At 39.7% G+C, this 4,291-nt stretch carries 6 protein-coding genes and 1 pseudogene; 4 read left to right on the top strand and 3 right to left on the bottom strand.

Annotated elements, in window-relative coordinates; genetic code table 11:
• Positions 1-332: 332 nt before the first annotated feature.
• Together FTV52_RS14240 and nadS are read left to right on the top strand one after the other, a co-directional pair.
• Complete coding sequence (locus FTV52_RS14240; protein ID WP_002126330.1) at positions 333-653, top strand: type II toxin-antitoxin system RelE/ParE family toxin; 321 nt, start codon at positions 333-335, stop codon at positions 651-653.
• A complete protein-coding gene (gene nadS / locus FTV52_RS14235) occupies positions 646-918 on the top strand; it encodes a NadS family protein (protein ID WP_131382413.1) in 273 nt (90 codons plus the stop codon). The genes FTV52_RS14240 and nadS overlap by 8 nt, the downstream gene beginning before the upstream one ends.
• A 125-nt stretch (positions 919-1,043) precedes the next feature.
• On the opposite strand, the gene FTV52_RS14230 is transcribed toward nadS, so the two are convergent.
• The gene (locus tag FTV52_RS14230) at positions 1,044-1,610 is read right to left on the bottom strand and encodes a hypothetical protein (RefSeq protein WP_179991029.1); all 567 of its coding nucleotides are present in this window, start codon (positions 1,608-1,610) and stop codon (positions 1,044-1,046) included.
• 202 nt (positions 1,611-1,812) lie between these two features.
• On the opposite strand from FTV52_RS14230, the gene FTV52_RS14225 reads away from it, so the two are divergent.
• Positions 1,813-2,073, top strand: coding sequence for a type II toxin-antitoxin system RelB/DinJ family antitoxin (locus tag FTV52_RS14225; protein WP_004778838.1), 261 nt, complete (start codon positions 1,813-1,815; stop codon positions 2,071-2,073).
• Complete coding sequence (locus FTV52_RS14220; RefSeq protein ID WP_179991028.1) at positions 2,060-2,350, top strand: type II toxin-antitoxin system YafQ family toxin; 291 nt, start codon at positions 2,060-2,062, stop codon at positions 2,348-2,350. The genes FTV52_RS14225 and FTV52_RS14220 overlap by 14 nt, the downstream gene beginning before the upstream one ends.
• 82 nt (positions 2,351-2,432) lie before the next feature.
• Here the strand turns inward: FTV52_RS14220 and FTV52_RS14215 are convergent, their stop codons facing one another.
• Complete coding sequence (locus tag FTV52_RS14215; protein WP_179991027.1) at positions 2,433-2,990, bottom strand: DNA-binding protein; 558 nt, start codon at positions 2,988-2,990, stop codon at positions 2,433-2,435.
• Positions 2,991-3,191: 201 nt separating this feature from the next.
• A pseudogene (locus FTV52_RS14210) lies at positions 3,192-4,291 on the bottom strand (IS66 family transposase); the annotation flags it as partial.

The raw sequence follows: 4,291 nt of genomic DNA, 5'->3' as shown, positions 1-4,291 counted from the left end.
AGCCACTCCAAGGTCAAGCTTAATAAATTAAATTAAACATTCAATGAACACTGAATAGCCGGCACTTTTGCAAATTTACCTTGTCTCTATAAGCTCACATCAATTTCAGGTAAGAATAACAATAGATTGAACCGTACCGGGTTTGTCGGAGAGTCAATATTCTGAGAGACTACCCCGATGACAAAATTAAAATATACCCCTGAAATCATAAATTAGGAATAAAAATTTCCATTTAACATAATGGTGGTTATACGAAAAGAGAGTCTACAGCTCTCGTTTTTTGATATCGAAACTGATAAAATCGACATACGCCATTGACGTACATTAAGTCTATGTTATTTATTGAAACCAGCATCTTTACCAAGCAAATTAAAGACCTTGTATCTGATGAGGAATATCGACAACTTCAACAAGATCTATTGGTTCAGCCAGATAAAGGTGACTTAATCAAGAATGGCGGTGGCATTCGAAAAGTACGTTGTGCTCAAGGTAACAAAGGTAAAAGTGGCGGCATCAGAGTAATTTACTATTGGGTAAATGAGGATGATCAAATCTTTTTCTTAGTGGCTTATCCAAAATCAGTTAAAGATAATTTAACGGATAAAGAAACAGCCATTCTGCGCCAACTCGTGAAGGAGCAATTTCATGGATAACAACTTATTTGATGACTTGGTTGCTTCAATCAAAGAAGCTGGAGCTATCAAACGTAAAGAAGTTAAAGCAAGTCGAGTTACAGAACTCAAATTGCCTGATATTAAAGAAGTACGTGAAAAAACTGGCTTGAGCCAAAATGAATTTGCTGCACGTCTACATATTAGCCCCCGTACCCTGCAAAATTGGGAACAGGGACGACGCTATCCAACTGGACCAGCAGCTACATTGATTCGAATTTTAGATGCTCACCCAAGCCTTATTTGAAAAAATTACTTAAAAAATGGGAGCTTAAGGCTCCCATTTTTATTTCGTATAAGCTGTATTATGTTAATTTTAGAAATACTTACTAGCTCTTATAAGTATTTCCATAAAAATAAGTAAACCTTTTTTTATTTATTTTGTTCCAATAAAACTTGCTTAGTTATTTTCCATCCTTCATCTTCAATAAAGCTAACTGTATAACGAAACTTATTAGCTGGGCCCATATTTCCTTGATCCACACCACCGAATTTATCATCAGCATAATCATATGAGACTATTTCAAACTCACTTGGGCTAACTTGTTTCATTGATTGAATAAAACGGTAGTTTATTGAAGCTTTATCAGTATTCCAGAAAGCTTCGTTGTTATCACCAAAAGCATCATTTGTTGTTACTAATAATGGTCTATTTGGTGAAAATCGTGAAACCTCAGAAACATAATAAGAATGAGTTCCTGTTCCCCCATTGCATCCTATATCTCCATTCCAAAGGACATAGTAAATTGAACCATTTTCAGAAGGCTTATCAATCGTAAAAATATCTTTTAGTTGAACTTTATCATTCATACAAGAAATCGAAGTTATGTAATTATTCATAATTCGAACAATGTTAGTTTTCTCAGACAACTCAGAAGCATAGGTTGAACCTAATGAAAAACTGCTAATTAGAATGCCAGCAATCAACTTTTTAAACATGGAATTCCCCCATAAATTTAATAATTGTAAAATTTGCCTATAGTAACTTAAGTTGGCATTTAAAAGATTGAAAAGTATTCAAAAAAAATTATGTTTTATATCTTTAATTAAATCCACTTAACATAATGGCGATTATACGAATTGAACTTTTCTTCATCTAAGAATATAGTGTGATTAACAATGTTAATCATAGGAGCTTAACATGGCTTCAAATGCACTAGTCACTACTCGCATTAACGAAAACATTAAGCATGAAGCAACAGAAGTTCTTGCAACAATGGGCTTAACTGTCTCAGATGCAGTTCGCTTGCTGTTAACCAAGGTAGCGAAAGAAAAGGCTCTGCCTTTTGAAATTTGGCAGCCCAATCCTGAAACCATTGCTGCAATGGAAGAAGATCTAAGCAAAGCAAAGAGCTTCACTTCTGTTAAAGATTTGATGGCTGATCTAAATGCGGACGATTAAGTACACATCAGCATTCAAGAAAGACTATAAATGTGAGAAAAAAGGGCAGCATCGAAATACATTAGATGCTGAACTACAAACTGTTTTAGAATTATTGCAAGCTGATGAAGCCTTGCCTGAAAAGTATCGTGACCATGCTTTGGTCAGTAATTGGGTAGGTCATCGTGATTGCCATATCAAACCTGATCTCGTTTTAATCTATAAGAAAACAGAAGAAGGTGAACTACTAATTTTGAAATTAGTTCGCTTAGGCAGTCATAGCGAATTAGCAATTTGAATGATGTAACCCCCAAAGAGCGTTGACATACTCCGTACTAAACCAGTGATTTAATGGGGAGCATGTCAGCCTTCATCGTCAGTTACTTGTCTTTTTGCATTGTAATCTGTTTTTCTAATTCAGCTATCCGTGCATTTGCATTAGTGAGTTGTGATTCCACATATTTGATCGAGCCTGATTTTTCGAGTAGCTGTTCATATTTGGCTTGCAAGGCGTTGTAGTCTTCTTTTGCCTTATCTGTACTAGCAAGAGCGACTTTCAGCTTGTCGGTGGTGTCATCAGTTTGTTTGACCTGTTCATCAAGTTTGATTTGCACCTGTTCCAGTTTTTCTGTGGTATCTGCAAGCTGCTTTTCCAGTTGTTGCACTGTTTCCGCATATCCGCCTTGTACTGCATCAATCCGTTCTTGCAATAGGGTTGCAATGACTTGTGACACGGTAACGAGTTCCGCATCTTTCAGAGTTTTTGCCGTAGTAACGGCTGCCGCCAGTTGCTCTTCAAGGATCTCTTTGCGGTATTTATTGATAGTGGTCTTTGAGCCGCTACCAAGCACCGCAAGGATATTATCGTTAGTTGGGTTTGAGTCTTGTGCTGCAAGGGATTCGATGGCTTTTGCCACATCTGATTTAGTGATTGCCATGGGTTTATTTCCTATTGTGTACTGTACTGTATCGTATTTTAGTACATTACAGTACAGTACACAATCGATATTTTTTATGAATTATGACTAGCTAAAACCCTCTGCAGCTGTTCGCTAATGTTTTCCAATTTAGCAAAAGCCGATAGAAGATGATTTCTATTAGATTAATTGTAAGCGTCCGCTGAACCCCATGCCTATTTTTTAATTCGATTTAGGTTTCCAGCGGTGTGGCAGTAACTCTTCAATTTGGGTCACTTTGTGTGTCGGCAGCCTTTTCAGCACATCACTTAAATAGGCATACGGATCCAAGCCATTCAGCTTTGCTGACTGGATTAACGTCATGATGTTTGCCGCTCGCTGACCACTGCGCAGCGAACCTGCAAACAGCCAGTTCTTGCGCCCCAACGCCCAGGGACGCATCTGATTTTCAATCCAATTATTGCAAATAGGTAGATTGCCATCATCCAGATAGCGGCTTAAAGCTGGCCAACGCTTCAGAGTGTAATTGATGGCCTTGGCGGTGGGAGAACTCGATGGCACTGTCAGATAATGTTGGTTGAGCCATTCATACAGTTGTTGCATCACCGGTTGGCTGTGCTGTTGTCGGTATTCGCGGCGCTGTTCTGCTGTACCATCGGTCTTTTTCCTGAGCTCTGCTTCTATCGCATACAGTTTCTGAATCAGCACTAAGGCCTGTTCAGCAACCTGACTTTTCCCGGTCACATGCAGTTCATGGAATTTACGACGTGCATGGGCCATGCAGCCCACCTCAATGACATCGCCTGATTAAAGCGTGCTTTATAACCACTGTAATCATCACAGACCAGATGGCCCTGCCAGCCATTCAAGAACACTTCAGCATGCTGGCCTGAACGACTATCCTGAAAGTCATAAATCACGGCTTGAATTGGATTATATTGGGTTGTTGCATAGGCCCAGACATAACCTTTCTTCGGTTTTTTATCATTCTCACCCATCCGCATGATGGTGACCGGTGTTTCATCTGCATGCAGCACCCGCTGTTGCAGCACTACCTGTTTTAAGGCATTGGCCAGAGGTTCCAGTTCCACACCGCAGCGACCTATCTGAGAAGCATTGCTTCGCAAGAGATAACGTAGATCTAGAAAGCTCGATTCCCGCCCGCTGATAGATCAGGCGCTGACGGTACAGCGGTAAATGATCGGCATACTTCGATACCAGCACATGGCTGAGCAGTTCAGGTGAAGCAATGCCTTTATCAATCACATAGGCGGGCATCGCTTGCTGAGTCAGGGTGTCACACTGATCACAGACCCATTTGC

This window comes from Acinetobacter sp. YH1901141 (assembly GCF_013416935.1).
GTDB lineage: Bacteria > Pseudomonadota > Gammaproteobacteria > Pseudomonadales > Moraxellaceae > Acinetobacter > Acinetobacter towneri.
This window is presented reverse-complemented; position numbering and strand designations above follow the sequence as displayed.